Below are 16,068 nucleotides of genomic sequence, written 5' to 3'. Positions count from 1 at the left end.
CGTGCAGTGGAACCACAACCTGGCTCTCGCGCTGCTCGGACGGGACTGGCTGGGTAACGAGCGCCTCAAGGCATTGGCCTGCGCCGAATCCCTGCCCAACGGCAGATTCCACGTCAAAGGCCTGGACAACCACGGAATCCCCACCACCCGCTCCCGCGCCCGCGCCGCCACCTGGTCCGACGACGACATAGCGGCGGGCCGGGGCGCGGCAGTCCACGCCCGCCAACCCGACAGCCCAGCCGTGCGCCTGTACCGAGCGGTGCAAGCCCCCGAGGCCTGTTGGCTGGCGTTAGGCACGGAACGGATCGCGGTACTCCGCATCCGGGACACCGCGGTGCGAGCTGAACCGATCGTGAGCCCCACCGCGCAACGGTTGGTGCGGCAGAAGTCGGTGGGCAAGGTGCTGCGCGGAGTCGGCAGGCTGGTGCGTGACGTGGCAACCGGATTACAGGAGGACATCGGCCGTCCGCCACTGCACGAACGACCGGAGGACGCGGTGCTGGAGTTCGAGTTCGAGGCACCGAGGTCGGAACTGCTGCGGGTCGAACGGTGCAGGCAGCTGGCGGTGGGGTCGGCGAGCAGACAGGTCCGGCTGCACTTCAGCGACGGGTCGTGGGCACGGATCAGGACGGATGTCGACGGTGTTGAGGCACTGACGCTGCCTTATTGACCGGGGCTCGCGACCAGGGACCAGCAGCCGGTGTGGCTTTTCAAACGTCCATCGAGTCTTGAGGTTCCCCATGCCCGTCAACCTGGAGACATCGCACCACATCCCAGCGAGCAGACGCTCACAGCAACCGCCGCCAAGGCCACGCCACGTGACGGCGGCTGCTCGCTGGGATGTGGTTCGATTTCGGAAGGTTGACGGGCATGGGGAACCTCAAGACCTGCCTGCGTCTCTGCCTTTGACTTTGACTTTCCCCCCCATGCTTTGATCTCTGCCCGTCCGGCGAGGACGCTCTTGATCTTCGCCTGAAACCCCGAAGATCAAAAGAATGTCCTCGGGCGGGGAAGCGCGGTCAGCAGTCTCCAGGCCGTACGGAGAAGACGAGAGCTGGGTTGGCAGCGCGTTGTCGTCCCCGCCGGATATGTTGGTGTGTATGGGAGAGCGGCGTTACTGGGCCCGGATCGGCGGGTTCGTCCTGGTCGGCGGACTGACCATCATCTTCGGCTGTCTGCTGTTGTTGCTGCTCACCGGGCACTTCCGGGTGCACTACACCGCCGACCACGACGACACCCTTCCGCTCTGGCTGCTCATCGTGCCCGCGCTGCTGGCCATCGTCGTCACCCGGGTCGTCCCGCCCAAGGTCAAATGGCACAACCCCTTCCGCGTCGAGCCCGAGCGGACCCGGCTGGAAGCGGGCTGGCTCGCCGGTATCGCCCTGCTCTACGCGGTCATCATGGTCTTACCGGGTGGGCCGGTCTGGTTCCTGACCGTCAAACCGTTGTTGCTCATCGTGGTCCCGCTCATCCTGTTCTGGTACCTGCGGCGGCACGGTGGCAAGCGGGAGCGCTGGTTGCCCATGACGCCGATGCGGTGGGTCGCGCCGCTGGCGCCTGCGGTCGTCTTCCTCTCGCTGACCTACCTCGTCGGGGCCTATCCCGAGTCCCGGATCATTCCCTCTGTGCCGGTCATGGTCCTGGTGTTCCTGTTCAACGCCGTGATCGAGGAGTTGTTCTACCGGCGCTGGTTGCAGACGCGGCTGGAGGCCGTGCTGGGACTGTGGCCCGGGATTGTGCTGGCCGCCGTGCTCTGGGCGGTGTGGCACATCGGGATCCAGTCCCACCACGGCATCGGCCTCGGTCTGCTCACCGTGCTGGCTGGGCACGGGGTGCGCGGGATGTTCCTCGGTTACCTGTGGGCGCGCTATCGCAACTTCCCGGTGCTGTTGCTGGTGCACGGGCTGATCAACGCGCCCTTCCTGCTCACCTCACTGCTCTGAGCTCACACCACCGCGCCGGAGTCGACGCGCCTGCGGGTCTGCTGGCGGGGCTTGGCGCGCTGGCGGCCCGCGCCCGGTGACTTCCGGTCCAGCAGCACGGCCATCGGCGAGGCGGTGGCGACTGTGGAGATGGTGCCCGCGACCACGCCGATCAGCACCGCCAGGGCGAAGTCGGCCAGGGAGCCGTCGCCCAGGAACAGCAGGCACAGCAGCACCGCGAGCACGCCGACGCCGGTGTTCACCGTGCGGGGCAGGGTTTGCAGGACCGCGGTGCCGGCGACCTGGTGGAACGGTTCTCTCGGGCGCAGGCCGCGGAGTTCGCGGACCCGGTCGAAGACCACCACCGAGTCGTTCACCGAGTAGCCGATGACGGTCAGCAGGGCGGCCAGGAACACCGCGTCCATGGTGATCCCGAGCCAGGAGAACAGGCCCAGCAGCACGATCACGTCGGTGAGCAGCGCGGCGACCGTGGCCAGGCCCAGTCGCCAGTCGAAGCGGATCGCCAGGTAGGCCAGCTGGGCGGCGACCGCGATGGCCAGGGCGATCAGGGCGTTGGCGCGCAGCTCCTCGCCGAGGCTGGGGCCGATCAGCTCGCTGCGCACCTGTTCCGCGCCGCCGCCGAGCCCGGCCAGCACCTCCTTGACCTTCGCCGTCTGGGTCTCATCCAGCGGGGCGGTCTTGACCGTCAGCTCCTTCTCGCCACTGGTGGAGACCGTGGTGCGGTCAAAACCCGCTGCCTGCAAGGCATCCCTGGCCGTATCGGCGCTGACCTGCTGGGTGGTGGTGTACTCGATCAGCCTGCCGCCGGTGAACTCCACGCCCAGCTCCGGGCCCCGGATTACCAGGCCCAGCGCGATCAGCAGGGTGACCGCGCCGGTGGCCAGCAGCCAGCGCTTCGGGTTGGCGTACAGGCCACTGAACCGGCCGGAGAGCCAGGTGCGCACCCGGCCCAGGTTGCCCAGGCCGGTCAGCCAGGGCCGGTTGGCCACGAACTCGTTGTCGCACACCGCGATCATCAGCACCCTGGTCAGCACCAGCGCGCTGAACAGCGAGGCCAGCACACCCACCGACAGCGTCACGCCGAACCCGCGCACCGGCCCGGTGGCCAGGAAGAACAACAGTCCGGCGGCGAGCAGGGTGGTCACGTTGGAGTCCGCGATCGCCGACACCGCGCCCTTGAACCCGCCTGCCATGGCCCGGCTCAGCCGTTGCCGTGGCGGGAGCCCCTTCCTGGCCGCGAAGTCCTCTCTCGCCCGCTCGAACACGAGCACATTCGCGTCCACCGCCATACCGACCGCCAGCACCAGCCCCGCCAGACCGGGCAGGGTGAGGGTCGCGCCGATGGCCAGCAGCGAGGCATAGGACAGTGCCGCGTACCCGGCCAGCGCGAGCACCGCCAGGAAACCGACCAGCCGGTAGACGAAGGTCAGGAACAGCCCGGTGATCGCGATCCCGATCAGCGCCGCCCACGCGCTGGCCTCGATCGCCTGCGCGCCCAGCGTCGGCCCCACGGTCCGCTGTTCGAGGACCTCCACCGGCAGGGGCAGCGCGCCGCCGCTGATCAGCAGCGACAGCTCCTTGGCCTCGGCCTGGGTGAACTTGCCGGTGATCCGGGTGTTGCCGCCGCCCATCCCGGCCTGGCAGCCGACCGTCTGGTCCACCTGCGGCGAGGAGATCACCTTCTCGTCCAGCACGATCGCCACCCGCCGCTTCGGGTCACCCGGCGGCGAACAGGCGGCCTCCCCGGTGAGCTTGCGCCAGCTCTCCCCGCCCGCGCCGGAGAAGTCGATGCCGACCTGCCAGCCCACACCCTGCGGCACCGGCCCCGAGCTCGCCCCGGACACGTTCTCCCCGGTCAGCGCGGCCGGCGCGAGCCGCAACGGCATCCCGGACTCATCCGGCAGCACCTTCTCGCCCGGTCCGGGCTTGGTCTCCGGCGCGGCCATGCCGAGCACCGGGTGCATGGTCAGCTGGGCGGTGCGGCCCAGCACCGCCACCGCCTCCTTCGGGTCCTGCACGCCGGGCAGTTCGACGATGATCCGGTTCTCCCCTGACCGGACCAGTCCCGGTTCGGCCACGCCCAGGCTGTCCACCCGGCGGCGGATCACCTCAAGGGCTCGGTCGGTGGCGTTGGCGTCGGCGGTGACGGTCGGGGTGGACTTGGCTTCCAGCACGATCTGGGTGCCACCGCGCAGGTCCAATCCGAGGCGCGGGGCGGTGCTGAGCACGAGGTAGGTGGCGGTGACCAGCACGGCGAGGGACAGCAGCCCGCGCACGAGAAGTCCCCGCCACGCCGAAGGGCGTGACATGGGCGAGTTTCCTCCAGGAATGAGGTCCGTCCACAGTGGACGGCGAGTGGGTCAGATTCCTGGAGTGGCCGGTGGCCCTCTGGTGGGCGCCTGCGGCGGACCGGCCCCGTCGGCGGCGGCGAAGACCGCCTGGTCGGCGGTGGCGTCGAGGCTGAGCCGCGGATACCCGGGCTCGGCCACCGGCAGACCGGCGGGCAGCTCGGCGAAGTGCTGGTGCGCCTGCGGGTTCGCGATGGCCACCCGGTCGGCGGTGAGCCGGACGTCCCGGTGGTCCGAAGTGGACCCGCCGAGATGGGTGGAGACCGCGACCTCGTTGTCCGCCAAGGCAACCGGCGCCGCGGTGGCCACCGGCGCGGCCACCAGCACCAGCAGCGCGGTGAGCAGCACGGCCTGGAGGAAGCCGAGCAGCGCGAACCGGGGCGGGACACCGTGCGTGCGCACAGTCCACCTCCAGTGCTCGGCTGCCGACCCGCCCAGTCTAGAGGACTCAGTCCGGGATGAGCACCGTCATGGACTCCTCCACGTGCCTGAACCCCGCCTTCTCGTACACCCAGCGCGCCGGGTTGCCGTCGGTGACCGCCAGTCCGACCGCGGGCAGCCCGGCCTGCGCGGCCAGCGCGACCGCCCGCCGCAGCAGCACCATGCCCAGTCCCCGGTAGCGCGGCGCGGGGTCCCGGTAGATCTGCCCGATCCACGGTCCCAGCAGCGGCGGGTCCCCGGCCCGGTCGTTGACCACCACGACCCCGACCACCTCCTCGCCGTCCCGGATGAGGCCGCTGCACGGCAGCACCGGGCCGAGCACCTCCCCGGCCAGCAGCTGGGCGAAGTTCGCCCGCTCGCCCTCGGCGTCGAGCACGTGGTCCACGTGGCCGGGCGGGAAGGCGCGCTGGTAGGCGGGGAAGATCTCCTCCAGGGTGGCGGTGAACTCCTCGGCCCGCAGCCCGTCGGCCAGCGGCGGGTTCAGCCAGTCCGGGTCGGCCTGCTGCTCGCGCAGGTCGAAGCTGTAGGCGTGCGCGTGCCGGACCACCGTGCCGCCGTTGGCCTTGGCCGGCAGGCAGATCTCCGGGCCCGCGCTGAACACCCAGCCCTTGCGCTCGGTGAACAGCAGCCGCACCAGGTCCTCGGCCGAGATGTCCACCGGTTCCAGTTCGGCGGCGTAGGGCAGGTCCAGCCGGGTGCGCCGGTCGTAGTGGGCGACCACCCGGCCCGTGCCGTCGAGTAGTTCCTCACGCATAAGGTGCTCCATTCCTTCGCCACACCGGTGGCCACGCCGACGCGTCCAGCACGCCGGTCACATACGCCCTGGCCACCAGCGCGGTACGGTTGGCCGCGCCGAACCGCTGGCAGAGCCGGGTGAGGTGGTAGGTCACCCCGTCCGGGGTCAGGCCGAGCGCGGCGGCGATCGCCGCGGTGGTGTCCCCCGCCGCGACCCTAGTGATGATCTCCGCCTCCCGGATACTGATTTCCGGTGGCCGCACCACCGGTTCCGGCTGCTCAGGGTCGGCGGCCAGGGTCAGCAGCAGCCCGGTCTCCACGTCCTTGACCAACTGGATGGTCAGCACCCCGGTGCGCTCCCGCTCCGCCCGCCGTGGCCGCCAGCGCACCGCCAGCGTGCGCTTGCCGCGTTTCCCCGAGCTGAACTCGCGCATGAGCCGGTCGTGTTTCTCCTGGTCGCGCGCTTGCATCAGGCTGGTGAGCAGGGTGCCGTGCAGTCGACCGGGGCTACTGCCCAGCAGCGCGGCGAACTCCGGGTTGAGCATGCTCAGTGTGCCGTCGGGCAGGCAGACCGCCGTGGGCACCGAGATCCGGTCCAGCAGGGTGAGGAACCGGTTGCGCCACAACGCCACCTCCCGCTGCGCGGCGCGGAACTCGGTGACGTCGAACAGGATGGTGCCCACGTGCCGGGACCCGTCCGGCTGCGGCAGCGGGAACCGGTACCCGGACCACTCCACCTCTCGGCCGTCCAGTTCGGTGCGCAGCCGCACCTGGCGGCCGGTGCCGGAGAGCAGCACCGCCGCGTTCTGCTCGACCGACTGCTCGGCCAGCTCCGGCGGCAGCACCTCCGGCACCGTACGCCCCACCACCTCGCCCAGCGGGCGGCGCAGCAAGCGGTGCCCGGCCTCGCCGAAGAAGACGTAGCGGTGCCGCTCGTCGGTGATCATGGCCAGCACCGGGGCGTGCGCCACGAACTGGGCCAGCCGCTGCTCGGCCACGGCCAGCGCGGTCCGGTCGGCCAGCCAGTCGCCGACGTCCACCGCGACCATGCCCAGCAACGGTTCCCCACCGGCCGGGTGCAGCAGCAGCTTGTGCCCGGCCAGCCACACCTGCCGCCCGGACCCGCCGGCCAGCGCGGTCGGCGCCGGATCGCCGGCCCGCCAGCGCAGCGGCTCGCCGGTGCGCCAGACCCGCTCGTCCTCGGCGTCCACCGGCGCGGCCAGTTCCGGCCCGATCCAGTCGGCCAGCGTGCTGCCGGCCACCCGGTCGGCGGTGGCCCCGATCAGGTCCAGGTAGCTCGGCGAGGCCCAGGTGAACCGGCCGGCGCGGTCCCGCAGCGCGGCCAGCGCGCCCGAGGCGGCCAGCAGCTCGGCCAGGCCGAGCCGGGACAGCGGATCGCTCACAAGGCGGAAACGCTAGCCGAGTACTACAAGATTGTGTAGTGCGTTCGCCCTGGCGTGCTCCTCGCCGGTGCCAGTCTTGATCTAGACAACGACCTGTGGCACAGCGAAATCGGGGATTCGAGATGGGCATTCAGGAAACACCGGACCGAGTGGCGCTCCCGCATCCGGCGAACCGGCTGCCGGTGCTCGGCGATGTGCTGGGCTCGCCGTCGGACCGCCTGGTGCAGAGCGCGATGGACGACGCCCGCGCGCTCGGGCCGATCTTCACCCGCAAGTTCTTCGGCACCGAGGTGGTGTTCGTCTCCGGCGCCGACCTGGTCGCCGAGCTCGCCGACGAGGACCGCTTCGCCAAGCACGTGGGCAACTCGCTGGTCACCATCCGCGGCCTCACCGGCGACGGCCTGTTCACCGCGTTCAACGAGGAGCCCAACTGGGCCAAGGCGCACGACATCCTGCTGCCCGCCTTCGCCATGTCCTCGATGCGCACCTACCACCCGACCATGCTCGCGGTGGCCCGCAAGCTCATCGCGCACTGGGACGCCAGGGTGGGGGAGTCCACTGTGGACGTTGGTGCGGACATGACCAAGCTGACCCTGGACACCATCGGCCTGGCCGGGTTCGGCTACGACTTCGGCTCCTTCGACCGGGAGGACGCGCACCCGTTCATCACCGCCCTGGTCCGCGGCCTCGCCTTCGCCCAGGCCAAGAACCGGCACATCCCCGGCCTGAACTTCTTGTACCGCAAGGACAGCGAGCAGTTCGCCGCGGACGTGGAGTTCCTCAACGGCGTGGTGGACGAGGTGATCCGGGAGCGCATCGCCAGCGGGGACACCAGCACCGAGGACCTGCTCGGCCTGATGCTCAACGCGCCCCACCCCGCCTCCGGTGAGACCCTGGACGAGGTCAACATCCGCAACCAGGTGGTCACCTTCCTGATCGCCGGGCACGAGACCACCTCCGGCACGCTGTCCTTCGCGCTGCACTTCCTGGCCAAGCACCCGGCCGTGCTGGCCCGCGCCCAGGCCGAGGTGGACGCGCTGTGGGGCGACGCCGCCGACCCGGACCCGAGCTTCGAGGACATCGGCAAGCTGCGCTACGTCCGGCAGATCCTCAACGAGACGCTGCGGCTGTGGCCGACCGCGGCGGTGTTCGCCCGCCAGGCGTTGCGGGACACCGTGATCGGCGGCAAGTACCCGGTGCGCGAGGGCCAGCCGATGCTGGTGCTGACCCCGATGCTGCACCGGGACCCGGTGTGGGGCGACAACGTGGAGACCTTCGACCCGGAGCGGTTCAGCCCGGCGGCCGAGCGGGCCCGCCCGGTGCACGCGTTCAAGCCCTTCGGCACCGGCGAGCGGGCCTGCATCGGCCGCCAGTTCGCCCTGCACGAGGCCACCCTGCTGCTCGGCCTGCTGATCCACCGCTTCCGCTTCCTGGACCAGCACGACTACCAGCTCAAGGTCAAGGAGACCCTCACCCTCAAGCCCGAGGGCCTGCACCTGGGTCTGGCCCGCCGCACCGAGCGCCGCCGGCCCGCGGTCACCGCGACCGGGCACACCACCGCCAAGGCCGCCGGCCGCGCCCGGCAGGGCACCGCGCTGACCGTGCTGCACGGCTCCAACCTGGGCACCTGCCGCGCCCTGGCCAAGGAGATCGCCGAGGCGGGGGAGCAGCGCGGCTTCGCGGTCACCGTCGCCCCACTGGACGCCGCGACCCGCGCACTGCCTGCCGATACCCCGGTGGTGATCGTGGCCGCCTCCTACAACGGCCGCCCCACCGACGACGCCACCCAGTTCTGGACCTGGCTCAACGAAGCCAAATCCGGCGAGCTGGCGGAGGTCCGGTACGCGCTGCTCGGCGTCGGCGACCGCAACTGGGCCGCCACCTACCAGCACGTGCCCACCGCCCTGGACACCCGGCTGGCCGAGCTGGGCGGCACCCGGCTGCTGGCCCGCGGCGAGGCCGACGCCTCCGGCGACCTCGCGGGCGCGGTCACCGACTGGAGCGAACAGCTCTGGACCGCGCTGCTCAACGAGTACGGCGACCCGGACGCGGTGTCCACTGTGGACGCAGCCGACGGCCCCCGGTACGCGGTGCGCACGCTGACCGGCCCGGTCACCGCCGCCCGCGACGCCCGGCACGAGCTGCGGCCGATGACGGTGCTGGAAACCGGCGACCTGGCCGACCTGGCGCACCCGCTCGGCCGGTCCAAGCGGTTCCTGCGGATCGCGCTGCCCGAGGGCCTGACCTACCGCACCGCCGACCACCTCACCGTGCTGCCCGCCAACGATCCGGCCCAGGTCGAGCGCGCCGCCCGGATCCTGCGGGTGGACCCGGACGCGGTGCTGGACATCACCGACCGGCGGCCCGGCCGGGGCGCGCTCGGCCTGGACCGCCCGGTCAGCGCCCGCGAGCTGCTCACCCACTTCGTCGAGCTGCACGACCCGGCCACCCCGGCCCAGCTGGCGGTGCTGGCCGCGAACAACCCCTGCCCGCCCGAGCGCAAGGCCCTGGAAGCGCTGGCCGACCGGCCGGACGGCAGGGGAGTGCTGGACCTCCTGGAAGCCAACCCGGCCTGCCAGCTGACCCTGGAGGCCGCGCTGGAGCTGCTGCCCCCGCTGCGCCCCCGGCACTACTCGATCTCCTCCTCGGCCGCCGCCCAGCCGAACGCGGTCGACCTGATGGTGTCCCTGCTGGACAAGGGTTCCTGCCGCGGCGTCGGCTCCGGCTACCTCACCGGCCTGCGCCCCGGCGACACCGTGCTGGCCAAGGTCCAGCCCTGCCGGGAGGCCTTCCGCATCGCCCCGGACACCGACCGCCCGGTCATCATGATCAGCGCTGGCACCGGCCTGGCTCCCTTCCGCGGCGCCATCGCCGACCGACTGGCGGCCGGGAACACCACCCCCGCGCTCTGCTACTTCGGCTGTGACCACCCCGAGGTCGACTACCTGCACCGGAGCGAGCTGGAAGCCGCCGAGGCCGCCGGGGTGGTCTCCCTGCGCCCGGCCTACTCCCAGGCGCCGGTGCAGGACCAGCGGTTCGTGCAGCACCGGATCGCCGCCGAAGCCGAAGAGGTGTGGCGACTTCTGGACAGCGGTGCCGCGGTCTACGTCTGCGGTGACGGCGCCCGGATGGCGCCGGGCGTGCGCGCCGCCTTCCTGGACCTGCACCGCAAGCACACCGGCGGCACGGCCGAGCAGGCCGAGTCCTGGCTGGCCGGGCTCATTGCGGAAGACCGCTACATCGAGGACGTCTACGCGGGGTGATTATGCCCCGCGCGAAGCGCACAATGGCTGTCCACAGTGGATTGATGAAGGAGCAGGTCTGATGGGTGTCGTAGCGGGGATCCTGGTCGGATTGGTCGCGCTGATCCACGTGTACATCCTGGTGCTGGAGATGTTCCTGTGGACCACTCCCCGGGGCCAGAAGGCGTTCGGGCTGACCCCGGAGTTCGCCGAGCAGACCAAGACCCTGGGCGCGAACCAGGGCCTGTACAACGGGTTCCTGGCCGCCGGGCTGATCTGGTCGCTGATCGCCAGTGACCCGGTCGGCTACCAGACGAAGATCTTCTTCCTGGTGTGCGTGTTCGTCGCCGGGGTCTACGGCGCGGCCACGGCCAGCAAGAAGATCCTCTACGTCCAGGTGGTGCCCTCGGTGCTGGCGCTGGCCGCGGTGTTCGCCGCGGGCTGAGTCACCAGGTGGGATAGCAGTGCAGGAACCCGCTGGAGGTCGGCGGGTTCGCGCTGTACTCCGCGACGGCGTCCCGGCTCAGCAGCTCGGTCGCCGCGCGGAGCTCCAGCTTGGCCAGCCAGTCCTTGGGCAGCGCGCCGACCCCGTGCGCCGCGCCGAAGAGGTTCCCGGCGATCGCGCCGGTGGAGTCGCTGTCCCCGGTGTGGTTGACCGCGACCCGCATGGTCTCCCGGAAGTCGCCGCCACCGTGCAGGAACGCGTAGAGCCCGATGGCCAGCGCCTCCTCGCCGACCCAGCCGCCGCCCAGCTCGCGCTCGATCCGCTCCGGGGTGACCGTGTCGATCGGCCCGCCCAGCCGCACCGCGCCCTCGATCGCCTCCAGGGTCTCCTCGTGGCCCTCGTGGGTGCGCAGGATCTGCTCGGCCTTGTCGATGGCCACGTTGATGTGCGCGCCGTGGAACAGCGCCCACACCATCACCGCCAGGCACCCGGCGGAGAGGTAGCCGCTGGGGTGGGTGTGGGTCAGCGCCGCGCCGGCCGCGGCCACCCGGAACACCTCGGCGGGGTCGTTGCCCCACAAGGCCACCGGGGCCGCGCGCATCACGCCGCCGCAGCCCTTGGAGTTGTTGATCTTGTTGGTGAAGGAGCCCGGCGCCCGGCCCCTGCCGATGTCCTCCAGCGCGCGCACGCAGGTCTTGCCGGGGGCGCGCCGGTCGAACAGGTCGGGCTCGCGGATCAGCCAGCCGTCCGGCTGCGGGTGCGCCTCGGCCAGCGAGCCCAGCGCGTCCGCCCACGGGTAGCCCTGGGTGTGCATCCAGCGCAGGTAGGCCGAGAGCAGGAAGGGCACCGGATCGGTCGGCCCGTGCTGCCGCTGGTGCACGTGCGCCCTGATCATGCCTTCCAGGGTGAACAGGGTCATCTGGGTGTCATCGGTGATCGCGCCGACCTTGCCGTAGGCCGGGTGCAGCTCGGTGATGCCGCGCTGGCCGTGCCGCTGCCGGATCTTCTCGATCGACTCGAACTCCACGTCCGCGCCGAGCGCGTCCCCGAGCGCGCCCCCCAGCATGCAGCCCAGCACGCGCTCTTCCCAGGTCACCGGCAGCCTCCCCGAATGGTCGCGCCCGGCCCGTCTGCCGGGCTGGCACCGAATGTTGCCAGCCTAGCCCGATCGTCCGGCAGGCGGTGCGCTGTTCGGGGGAATCACGGTTCCACAGTGGAGGGTGGCCCGGGAACGGTTGAGCGGCAACGTCATCGGGCGCGCACCCTGGCCAGGTCGTTGTACAGGGTGGCCCGCGAGATGCCCAGGTGTTCGGCCACCCTGGCCGCCGAGCGCTGCACCGCGAACACCCCGCGCCGGTCCAGCGCGGCGATGATCCGGCGGCGGTCGGCCCGGTCGGCGCGGTCGCAGCCGCCCTCCTCGGCGATCACCGCGTCCACCACCTGGTCCACGTCGTCGGAGAACACGGTCACCGGCGCGGGTTCGAGCGGACCGGCCATCGCGGTGAGGGTGTCGGCGGCCTGGCGCAGCGCGGTGACGTCCAGGTTCACGCACAGCGCGCCGACCACCTGGCCGCGCAGCCGCAGCAGCATGGTGGAGGAGCGCACCAACCGGCCGTCCGGCAGCCGGGTGAGGTAGTTGAGCCGGTCCTCCGCCTCGGGCCCCGCCGCGAGCAGGCCGAGGCCGATCTCGCTCATCGCGCCGCCGACGTGCCGGTTGGTCACCGCGCCGCTGATGGCGACCACGCTGGCCTCCGGGTTGCGGTAGTCGTGCAGCACGATCTCGGCGGTGGGGCCGTAGGTGGCGGCCAGGCCCGCGACCAGGGGCCGCACCGACTCGAACAGGTCATCGGCCTCAACAGTGGTGCTCACCACCTCAGGCTATCTCGACTTGACAGTCTGTCCAAGTTTTCTAGACGATCAGTCCAGTCGAGTTGTGGAGGAACCGTGTCCCACCAGCTGCCGCCGCTGCGCTGCACCCGTTGCCACACCGAGTTTCCGGTGCAGAGCCTGGTCTGGCACTGCCCCTGTGGCGGTGTCCTGGACGTCGCCGACTTCGGCGCCCGGCTGCCTGCCCGGTCGGAGCTGGCCACCCGCCCGGCCACCCTGTGGCGCTACGCCGAGGCGCTGCCGGTGCCGGAGCTGGCCGAGGTGAGCCTGGGGGAGGGGATGACCCCGGTGGTGCCCGCGGTCGGCCTGCCCGATGCCAGGGTGAAGCTGGAGTTCCTCTCGCCCACGTTGTCGTTCAAGGACCGCGGCGCGGTCATGCTGGCCACCCTGGCCAAGCTGCTGGGCGTGCGCAGGCTGATCGCGGACAGCAGCGGCAACGCGGGCACCGCGCTGTCGGCCTACGCCGCCCGCATCGGCGTGCCGTGCGAGATCTACGTGCCGGCCAGCACCTCACCCGGCAAGCTCGGCCAGATGCGCGCGCACGGCGCGGACGTGCACCTGGTCGAGGGCAACCGGGAGGACGCCGCGCGCGCCGCCAAGGCCGCGGCCGAGGCCCCGGACGCCAGCTACGCCAGCCACATGTTCCACCCGTACTTCCTGCACGGCACCAAGACCTTCGCCTTCGAGCTGTGGGAACAGGGCATGCCGGAGACCGTGGTGCTGCCGGTCGGCCATGGCACCCTGCTGCTGGGCGCCTACCTCGGCTTCCAGGAACTCCTGGCGCAGCAGCTGATCCCGCGCCTGCCGGTGATCATCGGCGTGCAGTCGGCCAACTGCGGCCCGCTGGCCGCCGCCGCGGACGCCGGCAGCCCCAGCCCCGCGGTCATCACCCCGGTGCCGACCAGGGCCGAGGGCATCGCCATCGCCGAACCGGCCCGCGGTGAGGCCATCCTGGCCGCGGTCGCCGCCACCGGCGGCACCATCCTCGGCGTCACCGACGACCAGGTGCACACCGCCCGCGCCGAACTGGCCGCATCGGGGTTCTACGTCGAGCCGACCTCCGCGGTCTGCTGGGCCGCCATCCAGGCCGCCCGCACCGGCACGGCTCCGGCCAGTCCGGCCTGGGCCACCGCGACCCCGCACCTCACCGGCCCGCTGACCCTGGCCCTCTCCGGCGCGGGCCTGAAGTCCCCGAACTAGTTCGCGCGGTCAGCGGGCCAGCTGCGGCAGGATCGCGGCCTCGGGCGCGGCGTCGTAGGCGAACTCGTGCGCCTTGGCGACCTCCCTGGCCAGCTCGGCGAACAGCACCGCGGTCGCGTGTGCCGCGCGCAGCGCGCTGTCACCGTCGAACCCGCCGAACAGCCCGGGCAGCCGGTCCCACACCCCGGGTGCGGCCCACCGCCGCATCCGGGTGCCCGCGTGCCACACGTCGTGCCCGGGCCCGTGCACCGCTTGGGCGTGCCACTCGATCATGGCTTCGAGCAGCTCCTTGGTGGTGGCGTCCCGTGACTTGACCACCCACAGCTCGCCGCGGGCCACATACCGGGGCAGGTGCGCGATCTCGAACCAGAACTCCGCGCACAGCTCCTGGAAGTCCTGCTCCGCCAACGGTTCCGGCCGCGGCCGGCCACTCGGCGCGGGCAGCCGGGCGGCCAGGCCGTCGGGGTCGTGCAGCACCTCGTAGCCGCGCTCGTGCAGGTCGTCCAGCTCCTCGGCCAGTTCGTCCACTATGGACAGTGGCAGGAGCTGGAAGTCGGCCTTGGTGCCGTCGGTGAACAGGACCAGCCGCGCCGGGTTCTCCCACGGCCCTTCCAGTCCCACGCTGACCAGCACCGGGCCGAACCCGGCCAGCCAGTCCGCGTTGTCGGCGTAGGCCTCGGGATCGGTGGTGAACAGCTCGATGTCGTGGTCGGAGAAGGCGTCCACACTGCCGTCCCGGCGTGCCCGGGAACCGGTACGCAGCACCAGCCTGATGTCCGGCCTGCCCGCCGCCCACGCGGCCAGCCCTGCTTCGGTGATCACCCGGCCAAGCTACCCGGCCCAGGCCAGCAGCGGGTCGTGCCTGCTCGGTTCGCGCAGCTGCCGCAGCGCCTGCTTCTCCAGCTGCCGGATGCGTTCCCTGGTCAGCCCTACCTGATCGGCCACTTCCTGGAGCGTGTGCGGCCTGCCGTCGTGCAGCCCGTACCGCAATGTGATGATCATCGCCTCCCGCGGCGGCAGCGTGTCGATGAGCGAGCGCAGCTCCCTGGCGAAGGACTGGTACTCCACCACATCCGCGGCCTGCAACACGTCCTCGTCGGTGATCAGGTCGCCCAGCCTGGTGTCGCCCTCGGCCCCGACCGGGGAGTCCAGGCTGACCGACTCCCTGGCCAGCTGCCGCAGCTCGGACACCCGCGCCTGGCTGACCTTGGCCGCCTCGGCCACCTCGGCGATGGTCGGCTCCCGGTGCAGCCGCAGCTGGAGCTGACGTTCGGTCTTGGCCACCTTGGTCAGCTCCTCCACCACGTGCACCGGCAGCCGCACACCCCGGCTCTGCTGGGCGATGCCGCGGTCCATGGCCTGCCGGATCCACCAGGTGGCGTAGGTGGAGAACTTGAACCCCTTGGCGTAGTCGAACTTCTCCACCGCCCTGATCAACCCGAGGTTGCCCTCCTGGATGAGGTCGAGCAGCGAGAGCCCGCGCCGGGAGTGCTTCTTGGCGATCGAGACGACCAGGCGCAGGTTGGCCCGGATCATGTGGTCCTTGGCCCGCTGCCCATCAGCGGCGACGGCGGCCAGCAAGGCCCGGTCACCCCGGCCGCTCTCGCCCTGGCCGACCTCTCCCCGGCGCAGCAGCTCGCCGGCGTAGACCCCGGCCTCGATCCTGCGCGCCAGGTCCACCTCCTCCGACGCGCTGAGCAGCGGAGTGGCCGCGATCTGCCGCAGGTACTGCGTCACCAGGCCACGTTCATCGTCCAGTTCGCGCGGTTCAGCCCGACCGACCGTTCGGTTGGTCATCACGGTCACCTCCATCACCTTGGGTAACCGCCCAGCGCCGGAACACACCAGTTAGTTGTCAGCGCACCCGGGTAGCCGGGGGCGGAGGAGGTGACGACCATGAGTCAACACGTGGACATCCGGCCGATGGCGAGCCACGAGTTCGCCGCCACCGTGGAGGAGGGCCACACGGTCACCCACCACCGCGTGGTCCTGCCGCCTGACCTGGCCGAAGAGGTGCGGCTGCGCGCCGACCAGCTCACGATCCCGGACTACCGGATCGTGTCGGAGTCATTGGACTTCCTGCTGGCCGACCACCCCGGCACAGCATTGCCGCACGACATCGACCTGGCCCGCCTGAGCAGCCAAAACGACCGGTATCTTGCCGAGTTGCACGACCGCTTGGTCGCCATGGCCTGACCCGGAGCGGTGACTCTCCCCGTGGCTGTGGATTCGATTACCGGTTGACCGGGTATCTCCACCGCAGCCACGGGGAGGAGTCAGCCATGGGGCGACACCGCTTGAACAAGTACGACGACCAGCAGTGGAGCGCGGCCACGCTCACCGGCGGCGGTGAGGAGGCCGGCTCACCCGAACCGGTGGAGGGCCAGACCGCGGCACAGGACTGACCGGGCGGGCGAGAATGTG

At 71.3% G+C, this 16,068-nt stretch carries 15 protein-coding genes; 7 read left to right on the top strand and 8 right to left on the bottom strand.

Going from position 1 to position 16,068, the window contains the following annotated elements:
* Window position 1: 1 nt before the first annotated feature.
* Window positions 2–670: a hypothetical protein gene (locus M8C13_RS22295; protein WP_252482603.1), complete on the top strand. Its 669-nt coding sequence runs from the start codon at window positions 2–4 to the stop codon at window positions 668–670.
* 430 nt (window positions 671–1,100) lie between these two features.
* A complete protein-coding gene (locus M8C13_RS22290; protein ID WP_252482602.1) occupies window positions 1,101–1,943 on the top strand; it encodes a CPBP family intramembrane glutamic endopeptidase in 843 nt (280 codons plus the stop codon).
* Window positions 1,944–1,945: 2 nt separating this feature from the next.
* Here the strand turns inward: M8C13_RS22290 and secD are convergent, their stop codons facing one another.
* The 4 genes from secD to M8C13_RS22270 all read right to left on the bottom strand — a co-directional run bounded on the left by secD (window position 1,946) and on the right by M8C13_RS22270 (window position 6,870).
* Entirely contained in the window at window positions 1,946–4,219 is a 2,274-nt protein-coding gene (gene secD, locus M8C13_RS22285) for a protein translocase subunit SecD (protein WP_308202840.1), read from the bottom strand.
* 84 nt (window positions 4,220–4,303) lie between these two features.
* Window positions 4,304–4,693 carry a hypothetical protein gene (locus M8C13_RS22280; protein WP_252482600.1) on the bottom strand — a complete coding sequence of 130 codons (390 nt, stop codon included), beginning with the start codon at window positions 4,691–4,693 and terminating at the stop codon, window positions 4,304–4,306.
* 46 nt (window positions 4,694–4,739) lie between these two features.
* Window positions 4,740–5,486 carry a GNAT family N-acetyltransferase gene (locus tag M8C13_RS22275; RefSeq protein ID WP_252482599.1) on the bottom strand — a complete coding sequence of 249 codons (747 nt, stop codon included), beginning with the start codon at window positions 5,484–5,486 and terminating at the stop codon, window positions 4,740–4,742.
* Window positions 5,479–6,870: a PAS domain-containing protein gene (locus M8C13_RS22270; protein ID WP_252482598.1), complete on the bottom strand. Its 1,392-nt coding sequence runs from the start codon at window positions 6,868–6,870 to the stop codon at window positions 5,479–5,481. Before M8C13_RS22270 ends, M8C13_RS22275 begins: the two co-directional genes overlap by 8 nt.
* 122 nt (window positions 6,871–6,992) lie before the next feature.
* Here M8C13_RS22270 and M8C13_RS22265 point away from each other — a divergent pair, with 122 nt between their 5' ends.
* Window positions 6,993–10,133, top strand: coding sequence for a bifunctional cytochrome P450/NADPH--P450 reductase (locus M8C13_RS22265; RefSeq protein ID WP_252482597.1), 3,141 nt, complete (start codon window positions 6,993–6,995; stop codon window positions 10,131–10,133).
* A gap of 61 nt (window positions 10,134–10,194) precedes the next feature.
* Window positions 10,195–10,557 carry a DUF1304 domain-containing protein gene (locus M8C13_RS22260; protein WP_252482596.1) on the top strand — a complete coding sequence of 121 codons (363 nt, stop codon included), beginning with the start codon at window positions 10,195–10,197 and terminating at the stop codon, window positions 10,555–10,557.
* Between the two features lies 1 nt (window position 10,558).
* Here the strand turns inward: M8C13_RS22260 and M8C13_RS22255 are convergent, their stop codons facing one another.
* A complete protein-coding gene (locus M8C13_RS22255) occupies window positions 10,559–11,653 on the bottom strand; it encodes an ADP-ribosylglycohydrolase family protein (RefSeq protein ID WP_252482595.1) in 1,095 nt (364 codons plus the stop codon).
* Window positions 11,654–11,805: 152 nt separating this feature from the next.
* On the bottom strand, window positions 11,806–12,426 hold the full coding sequence (locus M8C13_RS22250) for a transcriptional regulator (RefSeq protein ID WP_252482594.1): 621 nt from the start codon (window positions 12,424–12,426) through the stop codon (window positions 11,806–11,808).
* Window positions 12,427–12,501: 75 nt separating this feature from the next.
* Here M8C13_RS22250 and M8C13_RS22245 point away from each other — a divergent pair, with 75 nt between their 5' ends.
* On the top strand, window positions 12,502–13,644 hold the full coding sequence (locus M8C13_RS22245; protein ID WP_252482593.1) for a pyridoxal-phosphate dependent enzyme: 1,143 nt from the start codon (window positions 12,502–12,504) through the stop codon (window positions 13,642–13,644).
* A 9-nt stretch (window positions 13,645–13,653) separates the two neighbouring features.
* On the opposite strand, the gene M8C13_RS22240 is transcribed toward M8C13_RS22245, so the two are convergent.
* Both M8C13_RS22240 and M8C13_RS22235 read right to left on the bottom strand, forming a co-directional pair.
* Complete coding sequence (locus tag M8C13_RS22240; RefSeq protein WP_252482592.1) at window positions 13,654–14,466, bottom strand: aminoglycoside 6-adenylyltransferase; 813 nt, start codon at window positions 14,464–14,466, stop codon at window positions 13,654–13,656.
* Between the two features lie 9 nt (window positions 14,467–14,475).
* Window positions 14,476–15,441, bottom strand: coding sequence for an RNA polymerase sigma factor RpoD/SigA (locus tag M8C13_RS22235; protein ID WP_252482591.1), 966 nt, complete (start codon window positions 15,439–15,441; stop codon window positions 14,476–14,478).
* A 99-nt stretch (window positions 15,442–15,540) separates the two neighbouring features.
* Here M8C13_RS22235 and M8C13_RS22230 point away from each other — a divergent pair, with 99 nt between their 5' ends.
* Complete coding sequence (locus M8C13_RS22230) at window positions 15,541–15,840, top strand: hypothetical protein (RefSeq protein WP_252482590.1); 300 nt, start codon at window positions 15,541–15,543, stop codon at window positions 15,838–15,840.
* 86 nt (window positions 15,841–15,926) lie between these two features.
* Complete coding sequence (locus M8C13_RS44620) at window positions 15,927–16,049, top strand: hypothetical protein (RefSeq protein ID WP_256509479.1); 123 nt, start codon at window positions 15,927–15,929, stop codon at window positions 16,047–16,049.
* The last annotated feature ends 19 nt before the right edge of the window (window positions 16,050–16,068 follow it).

The organism is Crossiella sp. SN42 (assembly GCF_023897065.1).
Classification (GTDB): Bacteria; Actinomycetota; Actinomycetes; order Mycobacteriales; family Pseudonocardiaceae; genus Crossiella.
This window is presented reverse-complemented; position numbering and strand designations above follow the sequence as displayed.